Below are 15423 nucleotides of genomic sequence, written 5' to 3' on the forward strand. Positions count from 1 at the left end.
CGTCGGCGGTACGATGCCGAAGTACCAGTTACTCTTTCTTGCCCGATGGGAAAGCCGGACTTCATGTTGGAGCTGCGTCGCCTGCGGGTCCTGCACGGGCTCGCCCAGCACCGGACCGTGGCCGCGACGGCCGCGGCCCTGCACCTGACCGGCCCCGCCGTTTCGCAGCACCTGGCCGCGCTCGAACGCGAGGCCGGCGTCCCGCTGCTGGAGAAGCGGGGCCGCACGCTCGCCTTCACCCCCGCCGGACGGCTGCTGCTCTCGCACGCCGAGGTGATCCTCGACGACCTCGCCGCCGCGGAGTCGGCGCTGGCCGCGGCGGCCGGGAACGGCGGCACCGGCACGGTCCGCGTCGCGGCCTTCGCCTCCGCGGCCCGGCAGCTCCTGCCGCGCGCCTGGGCCGGACCGGTGTCCCTGCGCCTGGTCGAGCAGGAACCCGACGTCGCGCTCGAGTCACTGCGCCGTCAGGACGTCGACGTGGCGGTCGTGCACAGCTATTCGCTCCTGCCGCGGGAAATCCCGCCGCGGTTCGCCGAGCGGGCCCTGCTCGACGACCCGGTGCTGCTGGCGCGCGACCCGGCCTCGCCGGGGCCGGCCGACGGCGAACCGGTGGACCTGGCCGCGTTCGCGGGCCGGCCGTGGCTGGTGCCGACGGCCGACCTCTCCTGCCACGCGATGATCCAGCGGGCCTGCGGCGCGGCCGGCTTCGTGCCGGAGGTCGCCGCGGAGTCCGCGGACTTCGCCGTCCTCGTCGCGCTCGCGGCCGCCGGCGCGGGTGTCGCGCTGGTGCCCGCCATGGCGCTGCCCGCCGGAACGCCCGGCGTCAGCCTGCACCCGCTGCGGGAACCGTTGACCCGCAGGGTGTTCGCGGTGACGCGGGCGGGACTGGCGCGGCGGCCGGACGTCTCGGCGGTACTGGACCGGCTGGAGCGGGCGGCGCGCGAAGCTAGTTCTTCTTCCGGGCCTGCTCGACGGCTTCCAGGAACGCCTTGACGCGGGCCAGCTTCCCGTACCCGTAGCGGAAGGTGTTGCCCGGCAGCTTGTCGCAGCCCATCGGCACGTTCGCCACGACCTCCGTGGGCGCGTCCGGGGTCACGAACACGACTTCGCCCGGCTTCCCGCGGGTCGCCTCCGTGTGCTTGACGTCGGTGAGCTTCGCGACCGGGAACCGGTGCGGCTTGTCGTCGGGGAGGAAGCCCAGCACCTTCGTGGCGACCTTGAGGGTGACGGTCCGGCCGTCGAAGTGGATCGACCGGCGCCGGTCCCGGACGTGGTGGGACTGCAACGGGCCTCCCGGCGGTCAGAGCGTCCGGCAGGTGAGCGCCGGGCGGGCGTCGGCACTTCCGTTCTGCGTCAGGGCGATCAGGCCGAACGTCGTGGTCTTGTCCGCGTCGAGCTTCGCGTTCCAGGCGGCGTTTTCGACCGTCACCGTGGAACCATCGACCGAGAAGGTGCCGTTCCACAAGCCGCTGATGCGGTGACCGGCGGGCAGCTGCCAGCGCACGCTCCAGCCGGACAGGCCCGCCGTCCGGTCGTTGCGCACCGTCACCTCCACCTGGTAGCCGCCGGGCCAGGAGTTCGTCACCTGATAACGCGCGGCGCAGCCGAGGTCGGCGGGGGTCGTCGGCGCCGGGTTCGAGGTCACCGGAGCCGGGGGAGGGGACGGGACCGGTACGGCGACGGTCGTCGTGTCGCCGGGGACGAGCACCGTGCCGATCACCACCCCGAGGGCCAGCAGGACCGCTCCGGCCGCGGCCAGGACGAGCCGGCGCCGCGGACGGCGGACGCGCAGCAGCCGGGTTCCGGCGCGGGGCCGCGGCCGCGGCGGCGGCAGGGGACGGCCGTCGGTGACCGCTTCGAGCAGCTCCTGGACCTCCGCCATGGCCGGGCGCGCTTCGGGGTCCCGCTGCAGCATGCGGGTGAGCACTTCGGCGAGTGGCCCGCGGTGGCGCGGCGGGACGATCTCCTCCTTGCCGATGCGCAGCAGGAGCGTGATCGCGTTGTCGTCGTTGCCGAACGGCGGAGCGCCCTCGAGCGCGCGGTAGAGCGTCGCCCCCAGGGAAAAGACGTCGGACGGGAAGCCGGCTTCGCGCCCGCCCGCGACTTCCGGGGCCAGGTAGGCCGGGGTGCCCGCGATGAAGCCGCCGCCGGTCACGGTGCCTTCGCCGGTGGCCCGCGAGATGCCGAAGTCGGCGATCTTCACCACGCCGGACTCGGCGAGCAGGACGTTGCCGGGGGTGACGTCGCGGTGCACGACACCTTCGGCGTGCGCGGCCGCGAGCGCGGACGCGATCGGCGCGCCGATGCGCGCCACCTCCTCGGCGGGCAGGGTCTCCCGGTCGAGCAGGACTTCCGCCAGGCTGCGCGAAGGCAGGTACTCCATCACCAGGTAGGGCCCGCCGGGCGCCTCGACGACGTCGTGCACCGTGATGGCGTGCGGGTGGCGCAGGCGGGCGGTCAGCCGCGCTTCGCGCAGGGCGCGCTCGCTCGCCTGGGCGCTCGCGGCCGGCCCGAGGGCGGCGTCGTAGTCCAGCTGCTTGACCGCGACGACCCGGTCGAGGCGCTCGTCGCGGGCGCGCCAGATGACACCCATCGAGCCCTGGCCGATCCGCTCGGCCAGCCGGTAGCGCCCGGCGATCAGCTCTCCTGCGTCGGTCACGCGACCTCCCCGGCTTTCCCCAGAGCACACGGATGCGGGCGGCGATCGGTTCGAGCCTAACGGCCTGCCCGCCGCCGCGCGACGGACAGGCCGGGCTCAGGCCCCGGGCCGGTGCAGCTGGTCCCACGCCGGGACGTACGGCGTGAACCGCAGCTTCATCCCGGCCTCGGCCGGCAGCTTGTCCGCCTTGCGGGCGTTGCAGCTGCGGGCCGTGCCGCCGCACGCGGCGACCGTGTTGAGCCAGTCGGTCCGGGCGCCGCCGCGGCTCAGCGGCGTCACGTGGTCGATCGTGGTGGCGCGCTGCCCGCAGTAGGCGCAGCGGTGGCCGTCACGGACCAGCACGCCGCGCCGTGACCAGCGCGGCGGCTGCGTATATCGCCACTTCATGACGACGTACCGCAGCAACCGCACGATCTTCGGGCGCGGGAACAGGCCGTACGCGAGACCCTCCTCGGCCTCGTGGATCTCGGCGACGTGGCGGACCAGCATGCGGATCGCGTGCGGGACCGAAACGGTCTGCAGCGGCTCGTAGCCGGCGTTGAGGACGAGTACCTTCACGGCGCACCTTTTCCTTCGTGAAATCCGGAAAACTTGTGCGCAACATCGTCGCCGAGCGGCTTGACCTGCGTCAATCGTGTTTCACCGCAGCGGATGGCTGCGGAAGAACCGCCAGATGACCGGGGTGGCGTCGATGACCGTCGGCGTCGCGGAGTCGTTGTTGGGCCGGGTGCTGGGCCAGACGTGCCCGGCCCCTTCGACGCGGTAGTGCTCGAGGGCGCAGCCGAGCCACTTCTGCGCGACGACGCCCGCCACCGGCGTCCACGACACCGGGTCCGGACGGCAACCGTCCCTTGTGGACCACGCGGCCAGCCAGTCCGGGATCGCGGGCAGGCCCTTCGCCGGGTTGCCGTCGTAGGGGATGGTCGTGTCGGCGGTGCCGTGGAAGTCGAGGATCGGCACCGATCGGCTCGGGTGGCAGGCGCCGCCCTGCGGGTAGAACGCGCCGGACACCGGGGCGAACGCGGCGATGCGGCCGGGCAGGCGGCAGGCGAGCACGCCGACGAACCCGCCGCCGTTGGACTTGCCCGCCGCGTAGATCCGCCGGTTGTCGACGCACAGGGTGCGCTGCAGCGCGGTCAGCAGGTCCCCGGTGAAGAGCACGTCGTCCGCGGCGGCCGAATAGGGTGCGCCGGTCCAGGCGGACTCGCCGTCGGTGCCGATCAGGCCCTGAGGGTAGACCGCGATCGCCTCGAGCGCCGAAAAGCCGGACAGCTCCTCTTGGTACTGCGACGTCCGCTTGTGCCCGTGGAAGGAGAGGACCAGCGGGTACGGCCGGTGCGGGTCGTACTGCGCGGGCAGGTGGACGGTGTATTCGCGGTCGAGGCCGCCCGAGGTGACGTACCGGGTGGTCGTCACCCCGGCCGGGAAGCCGGGCGCGCGCCCGCAGCCGGTGGTGCGGACGGGGTGGCCGGTGACGCCGGCCGCGGCGGCGGGCGCGGCGAAGGCGGTGGTCAGGGCACAGACCGCCGCGAAGACGGCGGTCCAGCGAGGCAGGCGTCCGGGCACTCGATCCTCCTTGATCGACAGCGGGGCGTGGCCAGCTTCACACCGGGAGCGCGCCCGTCCCAGATTGCGTTCATAAAGTGCGCGGTCACGCACTGTCGAACCCGCTCGGTAGGATCGACCCAACGTCGGCCTTCGGACACGCGGAAAGGGATGGAAGTGACTGCCCCGATCGAGACGCTGGAGTTCCAGTCGGAAGCGCGTCAGCTGCTCCAGCTGATGATCCATTCGATCTATTCGAACAAGGACACGTTCCTGCGGGAGCTCGTGTCCAACGCCTCCGACGCCCTCGACAAGCTGCGGCTGGAGTCGTACCGCGACAAGGACCTCGAGGCGGACACCGCCGACCTGCACATCGCGATCGAGACCGATCCGGAGGCGCGGACCCTGACGGTGCGCGACAACGGCATCGGCATGACCCGCGAAGAGGTCGTCGCCCTGATCGGGACGATCGCCAAGTCCGGCACGGCCGACTTCCTGACCAAGCTCAAGGAGGCGAAGGACGCGGCGGCCTCGCAGGACCTGATCGGGCAGTTCGGCGTCGGGTTCTACGCGAGCTTCATGGTCGCGGACAAGGTCACCCTCGTGACGCGCCGCGCGGGCGGCGCCGAGGGCGTCCGCTGGGAGTCGACCGGCGAAGGCACGTACACGATCCAGCCGGTCGAGGACGCGCCGCAGGGCACCGCGGTCACGCTGCACCTCAAGCCCGAGGACACCGAGGACCACCTCTACGACTACACGTCCGCGGCGAAGATCCGCGAGATCGTCAAGAAGTACTCCGACTTCATCACCTGGCCCATCCGGATGAAGGGTGACGGCGAGGAGGCGGAGGCCGAGACCGTCAACTCGATGAAGGCGCTCTGGGCGCGCTCGTCGAGCGAGGTCACCGAGGACGAGTACCACGAGTTCTACAAGCACGTCAGCCACGACTGGCAGGACCCCCTGGAAACGATCCGGCTGCAGGCCGAGGGGACCTTCGAGTACCAGGCGCTGCTGTTCCTGCCCTCGCACGCGCCGATGGACCTGTTCCTGCGCGAGCGCAAGCGCGGCGTGCAGCTCTACGTCAAGCGCGTCTTCATCATGGACGACTGCGAGTCGCTCGTCCCCGAGTACCTGCGGTTCGTCAAGGGCGTGGTCGACGCGCAGGACCTCTCGCTCAACGTCTCGCGGGAGATCCTGCAGCAGGACAGGCAGATCCAGCTGATCCGCCGCCGCCTGGTGAAGAAGGTCCTGTCGACGGTCAAGACGATGATGACCGCCGACGCCGAGAAGTACGCCACGTTCTGGCGCGAGTTCGGCCGGGCGGTCAAGGAGGGCCTGCTCGACGACTTCGAGAACCGCGAAGCCATCCTCGAGATCTCGTCGTTCGCCTCGACGCACGACGCGGAGAAGCCGACGTCGCTGCGCGACTACGTCTCGCGAATGAAGGAGGGCCAGGAGCACATCTACTTCATGACCGGCGAGTCGCGCTCCGCGATCGAGAACTCGCCGCACATGGAGGCGTTCCGCGCCAAGGGCTTCGAGGTGCTGGTGCTGACCGACCCGATCGACGAGATGTGGGTCGACGCGGTGCCGGGCTTCGACGGCAAGCAGTTCCAGTCGATCGCCAAGGGCCAGGTCGACCTCGAGTCGGAAGAGGACAAGAAGGCCACCGAGGTCGCCCGCGAGCAGCGGAACAAGGACTTCGAGAGCCTGCTGACCTGGATGGGCACGGCCCTGGGCGAGACGGTCAAGGAGGTGCGCCTGTCGTCGCGGCTGACGACGTCGCCGGCCTGCATCGTCGGCGACACCCACGACCTGACCCCGACGCTGGAGAAGATGTACCGCGCGATGGGGCAGGAGCTGCCGCCGATCAAGCGCATCCTCGAGCTCAACCCGGAGCACGCGCTGGTCACCGGGCTGCGCGAGGCGCACGCCGCCCGCCCGGAGGACGAGGGCCTGGCCGAGACGGCCGAGCTCCTCTACGGCATGGCCCTCCTGGCGGAGGGCGGCGAACTGGCCGACCCGTCGCGGTTCATCAAGCTGCTCGCCGGCCGCCTGGAGAAGACCCTCTGAGAAGTGACCGGGCTCGTAACTCGCGTGATTGAGCCCGTGACTCGCGTGATCGGGGCCGGAACTCGCCGGTTCCGGCTCCGATCACGCGAGATCCGGGTCTGATCACGCGGGTTCCGGGTTTCGTCAGGGGGCGGCGTTCATCAGGTCGAGGGCGCTCTGCTGGCGGGCCGCGTCGGGCTGGTCGAACGGGCCCGCCCACAGCAGGCCGTAGGCGTCCGCGCTGTTCCGGTCGTTCGCGTACGCGGCGTTCGCCTGTCGTTGCAGGTAGGCCGTGTACGGGTGGTCGGAGAGGGCCGCGTTGAGCACCGCCAGGTCCCGCACGTAGACGCCTTTGAAGCTCGGGCCGTCTGCGCCGCCACCGCCGGCCGTCTCGCCCGGGTCGCGGAGGATGCCGCCGGGGTTGAGCGAGCCGTTCGTCGTCGACGCGTTCGCCATCGCGCGGGCCTTCGTCAGCAGGCTCGCGTCGCCGGTCGCGCGGGACAGCTCGGTCAGCGCCGCCAGCGGCACGCCCTGGTTGTACGACCACACCGCCTGGCCGTTGTTCGCGCAGGCCGACGTCAGGCCGTCGTTGACCAGGTTCGAGCCGTTGATCATCCCGCTGCCCGCGAACCACGTCCAGCCCGCCCGGGCCCGCGCCAGGTACACCGTGTCGCCCGGGATGCGGTTGTGCAGGGCCGCGTTCAGCTGGACGTAGAGCGAGTTCGGGATGGCGTTCTTGTAGGTGCGGCTCGTGCTCCACCAGACCCCGCCGCCGCAGACGCCGTCCCAGTAGGCGTACATGTGGTCGGCGTCGGCGCGGGCGGTGTTCAGGTACTTGCCGTCGCCGGTCAGGTCGTAGGCGTCCACCCACGCCAGGCCCCACCACCCGGTGTCGTCGAGGTAGTCGTTGCGGAAGCTGCCGCCCTGTGCGGCGAGGTTCTTCGTGTACGTCGTGTCGATCGCGTAGCGGTAGCTGCCCATGCCGCTGACCCGGACGTTGTCGATGACCGCGGTGAGCGCGTTGGCCGAGTTCCACCACCCGGTCGTGTCGAACAGGCCGGTGCCGAGGTTGTACCGCTCCATCAGCGCCGTGGCGGCCGCGGTGCGGCGGTCCCAGGCGTTCCACGTCGGACGCGCCCAGCCGGTGCAGGCGATCGAGCCCGAACCCGCCGGCTGCCCGCACGCCCGCAGCAGGCCGACGCCCTTGTTCGCCCAGTCGTCGGCGTTGTACATCAGCGTCCGCCAGCCCGTCGCGCCGGACGGCGTTGCGGTGTCGCCGAGCTTGCTGCCCGACGCCCAGGTGCGCCCGGCGTCGAACGAGCGGTCCAGCCAGACGTGGTCGCCTGCCGTGCCGCCGGTGATCGCCGCCCAGCCCATGGCGTCGCCGTCGTCGAGGTGCAGGGCGATCCTCCGGCCACCGACGCCGGCCGAAGAGCCTTCGCGGTCACCCGGCGAGGAGGCGGGATCCCGCGCGTCGCAGTACTTGTTGCAGATCGTGGCGGCGGCCGCGGCCGGCGTGGCGGTCGGCGTGGCGGCCAGGACGAGGGACAGCAGGGGGACAAGGAAGTGCATCGGTCACCTTCCGCGCTGAAGGGCGATGCTCCCCATTTTCCGGTGCCGATATTATTGGTCCAGTCCTTTTCGCGACAGGTTCCCGGACAGGAATTCACGCCCGCCGCGAGCCCAGCAGGAGCAGGCACAGCACCGCGATCCCGGTGACGAGCCCGGCGACCAGCAGCATCGGGTCCAAGGTCGACGGCGTGGCCGCGGTCGCCTGCTGGACGGCGGGCTGCGGGACAGGGGTCGCGGGTACGGAGGCGGGCGCAGCGGCCGCGGACGTGGTGGGCGGCGTGGCCACCGGTGCCGCGGCGGCCGGGGTGCCGGTGGCCGAGGTCCGTGGCGGCGTGGTCCGCGCAGTCGTGCTCGGCGGTGCCGACGTGGGCGCGGGCAGCACCGTCACCGAGGCCCGCATGTCCGGGTGCACCGAGCAGTAGTACTGGTAGGTGCCCGGCTGCCGGAACGTGTAGCTCCAGCTCTGCCCGGCCGACAGCTGCGGGCCGCGAAAGGCGACCGGCGCGCTCGTCGTGACGACGTCGTGCGGGGCTTCGTCGTGCTGCATCCAGGTGACGGTGTCCCCGGCCCGGACGGTCAGTGCCGCGGGGGAGTAGGCGTAGCCCTGCATCATCACCTGCTGCGTCGCCGCGGCGGCCGGGCTCGCGAGCGGCACGTTCAGCAGCACCAGCAGGCCGGCGACGAGAAGGGCGGCGCGCCTCATCGGACGAACTCGATCGCGATCTCGACCCGCAGCCGGCGCCGGGCGAGCAGCCGCACCGGCCACCTCGCGTGGGCCGGCTTCCGGCGGGCCGGGAGCACGTACCCGGTGGCCCAGACGACGAGACAGCCGGAGTCCCGGTACCGGACGTCGCCGAGCAGGCGCACGGCCCGCCCGGCCACCCGGCCTTCGACGGCGAACGACTCCTCGGCGACGCCGTCGGCGAGGAAAGTCAGCTCCTCGCCGCGGAACGCCCGGCCGAGGAACGGGACCGAGCCGGGGTCGAGGGTGACGGTGAGCGCCGAGCCGGGCGTCCAGTGCCCGCCGGTCGCGGCCAGCCGGCCGCGGAGCAGGGGCGGGCGCGGGGAAACCTCGATGACGCAGCGGTCGCGGCGCAGGGCGTAGCCGGTCGTGGCGGGCAGGACGGCGGTGTCGGACATGGGGACGGCCTCCGGAGAAGGGTGCGGGTGGCCCGGTCGCGCCGGGCCACCCGCGGGGATCAGCAGCTCGCCTGGGTGAGCAACGGCGTGAGCACGTTTTCGAGCCACACCGTGTGCGTCTTGATGTACTGGTCGAGGTTCAGCAGGTCGGTCACCTGCTGTCCCAGCGACGTCTCCAGGTGCGCGCTCTTGATGTGCGCGACGATCGGCGCGAGCGTGTCGGTGACGACCTGGCTCCCCGACCCGTCGAACGCCGGGGCGAGCACGGTTTCCAGCCACACCGTGTGGGTCTTGAGGTACTGGTCCAGGTTGAGGATGTCCTGCACCTGCTGACCGGGCGAGGTCTCCAGGTGCGCGCTCTTGATGTGGTCGAGGATCGGCTGCAGGACCGCCTTCGGCACGCAGGAGCCACCGGCCGGGGTGGACGGCGCCGGCATCGAGTGGCTCGGTGCCGAGGTCGGGGCGGACGTCGGGGTCGAGGACGGCGGGGCACTGGTGGGGGCCGCACCGGTCACGGTGACCATCGCCTTCATGTCCGGGTGGATCGAGCAGTAGTAGGAGTACTTGCCCGCCTTGGTGAAGGTGTGGCTGAAGGTCTGGCCGGTCTGCAGGGTCGGCGAGGTGAACTTCTCCGGCCCGTCGGTGACCACGATGTTGTGCGGCGCGGTGTCGTGGTTGGTCCAGGTCACGGTGTCGCCGACGGCGATCGTCAGGTCGGCGGGCGAGAACTTGTAGCCCATGGCCTCGACCGGCTTGCCGGACGGCGCCGCGGCCGGGGCGGCCCCGCCGGCCTGCTCCTGCACGAGTCCCTGGTACAGCGGGACGGCCAGCGGCCCCTGCCGGGCCAGCGCGGCGAGGTCGACGTTCGCGGCCGGGCTCGGTGCGGCCTGCTCGGTCTGCCCGCCGCGCAGCGTGGCGAGGCTGAACAGCGCCGTCGCCAGGGCGAGGACCGCCACGGCGACCGGCCAGTTCCGTCGTCGCCGCACCACCTCCGGCTGCTCGGGGGCGGTGGGGGTGGGGTTGTCCATCGAGGACTCCTTTCGCAGGGCGATCACCGGCCGGGACTGGCCGTGACGAGGAAGCTCGCCGCGAGGAGGACCACGAGCACGAGCGTGGTCTCGGCGGCGACGGAATGGACGAAGGGGCGGACGGTGCCGGCGTCCCCGCGCAGGACGACGGCGAAGTCGAGGCGGCGGCCCACCCAGCGGCGGCTGAACTGCGCGGCCAGCAGCACGACGGCGAGCACGGCCAGCTTGACCAGCAGCGTCCGCCCGTAGGCCGTGCCGAACACCCGGCCGACGGAGCCGACGGTCTGCGCCGCGAGCACCACCCCGGCGGCGACCACGACGGCGACCGACGTCATCGCCAGCTTCGAGTAGCGGGGGATCACGGAGGCCAGCTCTTCGGGGTCGCGGCGGGCCAGGACGCCGAACAACAGCACGGCCAGGCCGCCGACCCACGCCGAAGCGCCCGCGAGGTGCGCGAAGTCGGCGACCTGCGTCAGCCACGGCCGGGTGCTCTCCACGGCGTGGCCGGTGAGCCCGGTCGTGCGGAGCAGGCCGGCCAGGACCGCGCCGGCCCCGACGCGCCAGGGCAACGCCGTGGCGGCGTCCCGGCCGCGTTGCAGCAGCCAGGCCAGCACCACCGCGCCGAGCAGCCACAGCAGGGCCCTGGCGAACCAGATCCGGCCGAACTGGCTGTCCAGTGCCTGGCCGAGCAGGTCCCAGGCCAGTGCGTCACCGGCCGGGCGCTGCGCGGCCCACGCCGCCTGCAGGCCCAGGCCGGCGAGCGTGCCGAGCAGGCCGAGGACCCAGCCGGTGACCAGCACCGAACGGGTGCCGCGGTGGCCGGCGCCGGCGGGCCAGAGCACGGCCAGGAACAGCAGGCCGCCGGCGAACAGCGTGAGACCGGCGTAGTCGGCGGTGCGGGCGAGCACGTACCACGCCTTGACGGGTTCCACCGGCTCACCGTCCACTGGGGACAGTCGTGGCGGGCACCATCGCCGGTTCCAGGCCACCGTCGGGCGTGCGGCAGTAGCCGAGGACGAGCGCTCCGGCTCCGGCCGGCCCGGTGACCCCGAGCCCGGTGGTGACCGCACCGAGCAGGGGCAGCCCGCCGAGGGTGTCGAGGACCTGTTGCGGCACACCGGGTTGGCACGCGGGCACGTCGGTCCCGGGCGGCGGTGGCGCCGGCGTCGTCGGCTCGGGCGAGGACGGGGGCGGGGGCGGCGGGGTGCCGGGATCGGGGGAGCCCGGGTCCGGGACCGGCGCCACGCCGGTGTCGCCGGGCATCGAGGGCATCGGGTCCGCCGGCCGGTCGCCCACCGGCACCGCGGGCAGTGGGGATGCGGGGCCGCCGGTGGGCGGCTGGCCTGCCGGAAGTGGTTGCGGGCCCGGGGTGACCGGGGAGGTGGGGTGTCCGCCGTCCGCGACCACGGGCGGGGTGGCCGCCGCGGTGCCCGGGCGCAGGCCGATGCCGGACGCGTAGCCGACGACGACCACGACCGCGCCGGCCAGGCTCGCGGCGATGACGTGGTCACGGCGCAGGGCGGGTCCTCGCACGGTTTCGTCCTCCAAAGAACGGGAATGGCCCCTTCGGGAAAGCGCTTCACGGGCAATTCCGAGGCGGCGGAAAGAACGGGATGTGGGAGCAATAAACCAGCCGGTGTGTTTCGTGGGGTGATGTTCACGTGAAGGCCGGGTAAAGTCGAGCGGCCCGTCGACGGCCCGGCGTGGTGAGAAGCTGAGCCGAAGGCTGCTCCTGCTGGGCTGTTCGGGTGACCGATGATGCGGACCTTCGGAGTAATGGCCCGATTTGACCGGTTCCGCGGTGGTGGCGGTGAGAATTGCTTAACGCAGCCGTTTCACGGACCTCCGCCGTGCCATCGGGACCCCTCGTTACGGTTCGTTCGTCGTTCGAATTCCCGAGAAGGCGAGCAAACATGACTTTCCGCTGGTCTTTCCCGGTCCGGATCGCCGCCGCGCTGGCCGCGGCCGCCGGTGCGGTCCTGCTGTGCGCGCCCGCGGCGGACGCGCACAGCGTCCTGGTGTCGAGTTCGCCGTCCGCGGGCGCGTCGGTCGCCGCGGGGCCGGCCGAGGCGGTGCTCGAGTTCAACGAGCCGGTGGAGAACCGGTTCACCGAACTCGCGGTCCTCGGGCCCGACGGCGCATCGCACTGGGAGGCCGGTCCGGTGTCCGTTGTGGACGACCGGGTCTCCGCGCCGCTGCGTCCACTCGGGCCGGCCGGCGCTTACACGATCCACTATCGCGTCACGTCCGCCGACGGCCACCCGGTTTCCGGCACCGTCCCGTTCCGGCTCACCGTGGCGGGCCCGGCGACGGCGGTACCGGCCGCCGCGGCGGTGGGGCGGCCGGACGAGGACGGCCCGATGCCGCTGTGGCCGTGGATCACCGGAGGTGCCGTGCTGCTCGGCACCGGGTTCGCGGTGGCCAGGCGCCTGAGCCGCGTGGACGCTTGAGGCCGTGGCCGGGCGGGTATCCCGGCCCCATGACGAATCTCGACGACACCACGACCGCGAAGCTCGACGAATTCGTGCTGGCCCGGCTCGCGGAGGACGAAGAGCGCGTCCGGGCGGGTGAACTGCCGCTGATCGACGAGGCCGAACGGCGCGGACGGCTCCGGATCATGTACGCCGACGACGGCGACGGGCTGATCCTCGCCGGCGGGCCGGTCGAGGCGATGGAAGACCGGCACCCGGTGCCGTTCGCCGAGAAGGCCGAGTTCCTGCGCCGCGAGATCCGCGACGTCCACGACGACGCGTCCGTCAAGCTGATCGCGTCGGTGTACGAAGCCCACCCGGGCTGGCGCGACGAGTGGCGCCCGTGAGCCGATGCCCGCGCGGATCTTCGCCGACCGCGAAGACGGCGGACGGCGGCTCGCGGCCGAACTGCGGCGGCGGGCGTGGCCCGACCCGGTGGTGCTCGGGCTCGCCCGCGGCGGGGTGCCGGTGGCCGCCGTCGTCGCGCGGCGGCTCGGCGCCGAACTGGACGTCGCGGTCGCCCGCAAGATCGGCGCGCCGGGCCACCGCGAATACGGCGTCGGCGCGGTCACGCCGGACGGCCCGGCGATCTACGACGAGACCGGCCTGCGTGCGCTGAGGCTGACGGCCGCGCGGCTGGCGCGGGCCGAGGCGCGGGAGCGGGCGGAGGCCCGGCGCCGGCTCGAGCTGTACCACGCCGGCCGGGCGGCGGCCGGGCTGACCGGCCGTGACGTCCTCCTCGTCGACGACGGGCTCGCGACCGGCGTCACCGCGACCGCGGCGCTGCGTGACCTCCGCGCGGCCCACCCCCGGACGCTCGTCTTCGCGGCACCGGTCGCCGCACCCGGGGCGGCCGCGCGGCTGCTGCGCGAGGCCGACGACGTCGTGTGCGTCGCCGAGCCGCCGGAGTTCCGCGCGGTCGGCCAGTGGTACGCCGATTTCCGCCAGCTGGCCGACGACGACGTCCTCGCCCTGCTCACCCCGTGACTCCACCCGGGGCACCCCGGATTGACCGGGTGGGTGACGGGGTATCACCCGATGGGGTCACCGACCGAAGGGGCGGCAGCGGGATGAGCGAACGGGACGGGCTCGGCGCGGCGGCGCGCGGGCTGCGGCAGTACCTGCTGGCCGTCGCGGCCAAGCTGGACGCACCCGCCTGGTTCTGCGAAGTGGACGTCCCGGCCGGCGCGTACGTGGCGTTGGACCGGCGGCTCGCGCGGTTCCCGGCCCACGAAACGGCCCTGCTGTGGGACGAACGCGACGGCTGGGCCGCGGCGGTCGAGTCGGCCAGTGGCGACGAAGTCATCGTGCTCGCGTACCTGGGCGAAGACGTCCTGCCCCCACCCGAAGCGGTGGTCGACTTCGTGGCCGGCCTGTACGGCGAGAAGTACCCCGGCCGCCCGGATCCCCCGGACTTCCGCAGACCCGGCACCCCGGACGGCTTCGACGAGCGCTTGGCCGCCTACGCGGGCGACCCGGTCGGCCGAGCCTGAGTCAGCGGGCCGGCAGCACGCAGAACTCGTTGCCTTCAGGGTCGGCGAGCACGATCCACGGGTCGTCGGCGGGGTCGTCGAGCACCTTCGCCCCGAGCATCACCAGGCGTTCGACCTCGGCGCGCTGGTCGCCTTCCCTCGGCGCGATGTCCAGGTGCAGCCGGTTCTTGACCGCCTTGTCCTCGGGGACCGGCTGGAACAGCAGCGCCGGGCCTTCGGCGAAGTCCACCTGGCGGTAGCCCACGCCGTGGGAGTCGGTCCACGTGCGGGTTTTGCCGTCGCCGAGGGCGGCCGCCCAGAATTCGGCCAGCAGGTCCGGCTGCCGGCAGTCGACCGCCACGGCCAGGATGCGGGCCGCCGTCACGCGTCCGCCACGATCCGGTTGATGGCTTCGGCGACCAGGTCCGGTTCGGACACCGTCACCGTCAGTCCGGGGTGACGCAGCCGGCCCCACGGGTCGATGCCCCGGACGGGTTCCCGGAACCGGAGGCACACGCCACCCTGCGTCGTCGTCCCGAAGGTGAGGCCGCGGTCGGCGAGCGAAAGCCGGACGCCGAAGACCCGCAGCGCGCGGTACGGCCCGGTGGCCTCCGCGCCGGCCAGGTTGCCCAGCGGGGTTTCGACCAGCCACGGTCCGAACCGGACGCGCAGGCCGGCCGCGTCCAGCTCCAGGCCGGCCCGCGGGCCCAGGAGCCGGCGCAGCCACGCAGGACCGGCGAAGTCCGCGTGGAGCCGGTAGTGCACGACGACGGCGGGCTCGCCCACCGCCGCCGTCTCGCTCGCGGTCATGCGCCGCCGCCCGGCGGCGGGAGGTCCGGCTCGTCGTCGGCCGGGAGTTCGGGGTCTCGCCAGTCTTCGGCGCGGGACGGGCCGTTGCCCTGCAGGGTCCCCCGCAGCTCGGCCTTCATCGCGTCGTCCTCCCGGGGCGAATGCCGGTCGCTTTCGCGGTGCATGGGAACCTCCTTCACGCGGTGTTCTTGGGCGGCTACCCGGTGGCGGCGGGCGAGAAACGACCGGATCACCGCGAACGCAGGGCGGTCCGGTTGACCGCCCGCGCGGCGACGATGCCGAGCACCAGCGCGGCGGCCGCGGTCAGCCCGTGCAGCCAGTTGTCCGCCCAGTTGAGGTTGATCGGGTCCTCGGGGTTCACGAGCGCGGTGGCGAGGACGCCGTACGCGGTCATCCCGGTGAAGCCGACGAACAGCACCCAGCAGTAGATGATCGCCCCGGTGCGCCGGGTCGCGGCCAGCAGCCCGAGCACGCCCACCGCCGCGTGGACCAGGTTGAGCAGCGGGGTCACGCTGAAGATCCACACCGCCCGGCCGGTTTCGTGGCCGACCGCGGCGGTTTCCGGGGTCAGGAACCCGGCGATCCCCAGTGCGAGGTAGAGCAGCCCGAGGACGGCGACGACCGGGCGGAGCCAGCCCGCCGGGGAGCGGGATTCGGCGGAAGACATGGTGTCT

At 72.8% G+C, this 15423-nt stretch carries 20 protein-coding genes; 6 read left to right on the plus strand and 14 right to left on the minus strand.

Going from position 1 to position 15423, the window contains the following annotated elements:
* Window positions 1–45: 45 nt before the first annotated feature.
* Complete coding sequence (locus ACWEGE_RS43325) at window positions 46–993, plus strand: LysR family transcriptional regulator (RefSeq protein WP_449666339.1); 948 nt, start codon at window positions 46–48, stop codon at window positions 991–993.
* Here ACWEGE_RS43325 and ACWEGE_RS43330 read toward each other — a convergent pair.
* The 4 genes from ACWEGE_RS43330 to ACWEGE_RS43345 all read right to left on the minus strand — a co-directional run bounded on the left by ACWEGE_RS43330 (window position 947) and on the right by ACWEGE_RS43345 (window position 4225).
* Entirely contained in the window at window positions 947–1285 is a 339-nt protein-coding gene (locus ACWEGE_RS43330) for a hypothetical protein (RefSeq protein ID WP_449666340.1), read from the minus strand. The genes ACWEGE_RS43325 and ACWEGE_RS43330 overlap by 47 nt on opposite strands.
* Window positions 1286–1300: 15 nt before the next feature.
* The gene (locus ACWEGE_RS43335; RefSeq protein WP_449666341.1) at window positions 1301–2659 is read right to left on the minus strand and encodes a protein kinase domain-containing protein; all 1359 of its coding nucleotides are present in this window, start codon (window positions 2657–2659) and stop codon (window positions 1301–1303) included.
* Window positions 2660–2755: 96 nt separating this feature from the next.
* The gene (locus tag ACWEGE_RS43340; RefSeq protein ID WP_449666342.1) at window positions 2756–3217 is read right to left on the minus strand and encodes an HNH endonuclease; all 462 of its coding nucleotides are present in this window, start codon (window positions 3215–3217) and stop codon (window positions 2756–2758) included.
* Between the two features lie 81 nt (window positions 3218–3298).
* Window positions 3299–4225 (minus strand): alpha/beta hydrolase family esterase, encoded by a 927-nt coding sequence (locus ACWEGE_RS43345; protein WP_449666343.1) that lies wholly within the window; start codon window positions 4223–4225, stop codon window positions 3299–3301.
* Between the two features lie 156 nt (window positions 4226–4381).
* On the opposite strand from ACWEGE_RS43345, the gene htpG reads away from it, so the two are divergent.
* On the plus strand, window positions 4382–6277 hold the full coding sequence (htpG, locus tag ACWEGE_RS43350; RefSeq protein WP_449666344.1) for a molecular chaperone HtpG: 1896 nt from the start codon (window positions 4382–4384) through the stop codon (window positions 6275–6277).
* 123 nt (window positions 6278–6400) lie between these two features.
* On the opposite strand, the gene ACWEGE_RS43355 is transcribed toward htpG, so the two are convergent.
* From ACWEGE_RS43355 to ACWEGE_RS43380, 6 genes are all read right to left on the minus strand, one after another.
* The gene (locus tag ACWEGE_RS43355) at window positions 6401–7828 is read right to left on the minus strand and encodes a glycoside hydrolase family 76 protein (RefSeq protein WP_449666345.1); all 1428 of its coding nucleotides are present in this window, start codon (window positions 7826–7828) and stop codon (window positions 6401–6403) included.
* Between the two features lie 94 nt (window positions 7829–7922).
* Complete coding sequence (locus ACWEGE_RS43360; RefSeq protein ID WP_449666346.1) at window positions 7923–8531, minus strand: cupredoxin domain-containing protein; 609 nt, start codon at window positions 8529–8531, stop codon at window positions 7923–7925.
* Complete coding sequence (locus tag ACWEGE_RS43365; RefSeq protein ID WP_449666347.1) at window positions 8528–8968, minus strand: hypothetical protein; 441 nt, start codon at window positions 8966–8968, stop codon at window positions 8528–8530. Before ACWEGE_RS43365 ends, ACWEGE_RS43360 begins: the two co-directional genes overlap by 4 nt.
* A gap of 59 nt (window positions 8969–9027) precedes the next feature.
* A complete protein-coding gene (locus ACWEGE_RS43370) occupies window positions 9028–9996 on the minus strand; it encodes a cupredoxin domain-containing protein (RefSeq protein WP_449666348.1) in 969 nt (322 codons plus the stop codon).
* A gap of 23 nt (window positions 9997–10019) precedes the next feature.
* On the minus strand, window positions 10020–10928 hold the full coding sequence (locus ACWEGE_RS43375) for a copper resistance D family protein (RefSeq protein WP_449666349.1): 909 nt from the start codon (window positions 10926–10928) through the stop codon (window positions 10020–10022).
* A 4-nt stretch (window positions 10929–10932) separates the two neighbouring features.
* Window positions 10933–11529, minus strand: coding sequence for a hypothetical protein (locus ACWEGE_RS43380; RefSeq protein ID WP_449666350.1), 597 nt, complete (start codon window positions 11527–11529; stop codon window positions 10933–10935).
* A gap of 380 nt (window positions 11530–11909) precedes the next feature.
* Between ACWEGE_RS43380 and ACWEGE_RS43385 the strand changes: the two genes are divergently transcribed.
* The 4 genes from ACWEGE_RS43385 (at window position 11910) to ACWEGE_RS43400 (ending at window position 13960) form a co-directional block, all read left to right on the plus strand.
* Window positions 11910–12446, plus strand: a complete 537-nt coding sequence (locus ACWEGE_RS43385) for a copper resistance CopC family protein (RefSeq protein ID WP_449666351.1) — start codon at window positions 11910–11912, stop codon at window positions 12444–12446.
* 29 nt (window positions 12447–12475) lie between these two features.
* Window positions 12476–12814: a hypothetical protein gene (locus ACWEGE_RS43390; RefSeq protein WP_449666352.1), complete on the plus strand. Its 339-nt coding sequence runs from the start codon at window positions 12476–12478 to the stop codon at window positions 12812–12814.
* A 4-nt stretch (window positions 12815–12818) separates the two neighbouring features.
* Window positions 12819–13454 carry a phosphoribosyltransferase gene (locus ACWEGE_RS43395; RefSeq protein ID WP_449666353.1) on the plus strand — a complete coding sequence of 212 codons (636 nt, stop codon included), beginning with the start codon at window positions 12819–12821 and terminating at the stop codon, window positions 13452–13454.
* An 83-nt stretch (window positions 13455–13537) separates the two neighbouring features.
* Window positions 13538–13960, plus strand: coding sequence for a DUF6292 family protein (locus tag ACWEGE_RS43400; RefSeq protein WP_449666354.1), 423 nt, complete (start codon window positions 13538–13540; stop codon window positions 13958–13960).
* Between the two features lies 1 nt (window position 13961).
* Here the strand turns inward: ACWEGE_RS43400 and ACWEGE_RS43405 are convergent, their stop codons facing one another.
* The 4 genes from ACWEGE_RS43405 to ACWEGE_RS43420 all read right to left on the minus strand — a co-directional run bounded on the left by ACWEGE_RS43405 (window position 13962) and on the right by ACWEGE_RS43420 (window position 15416).
* Complete coding sequence (locus tag ACWEGE_RS43405; RefSeq protein ID WP_449666355.1) at window positions 13962–14324, minus strand: VOC family protein; 363 nt, start codon at window positions 14322–14324, stop codon at window positions 13962–13964.
* Window positions 14321–14749, minus strand: a complete 429-nt coding sequence (locus tag ACWEGE_RS43410; RefSeq protein ID WP_449666356.1) for a hypothetical protein — start codon at window positions 14747–14749, stop codon at window positions 14321–14323. The genes ACWEGE_RS43405 and ACWEGE_RS43410 overlap by 4 nt, the downstream gene beginning before the upstream one ends.
* The gene (locus ACWEGE_RS43415) at window positions 14746–14913 is read right to left on the minus strand and encodes a hypothetical protein (RefSeq protein ID WP_449666357.1); all 168 of its coding nucleotides are present in this window, start codon (window positions 14911–14913) and stop codon (window positions 14746–14748) included. The genes ACWEGE_RS43410 and ACWEGE_RS43415 overlap by 4 nt, the downstream gene beginning before the upstream one ends.
* A gap of 65 nt (window positions 14914–14978) precedes the next feature.
* The gene (locus ACWEGE_RS43420; protein ID WP_449666358.1) at window positions 14979–15416 is read right to left on the minus strand and encodes a DUF4383 domain-containing protein; all 438 of its coding nucleotides are present in this window, start codon (window positions 15414–15416) and stop codon (window positions 14979–14981) included.
* Between the last annotated feature and the right edge of the window lie 7 nt (window positions 15417–15423).

Source organism: Amycolatopsis sp. NPDC004747 (genome assembly GCF_053601335.1).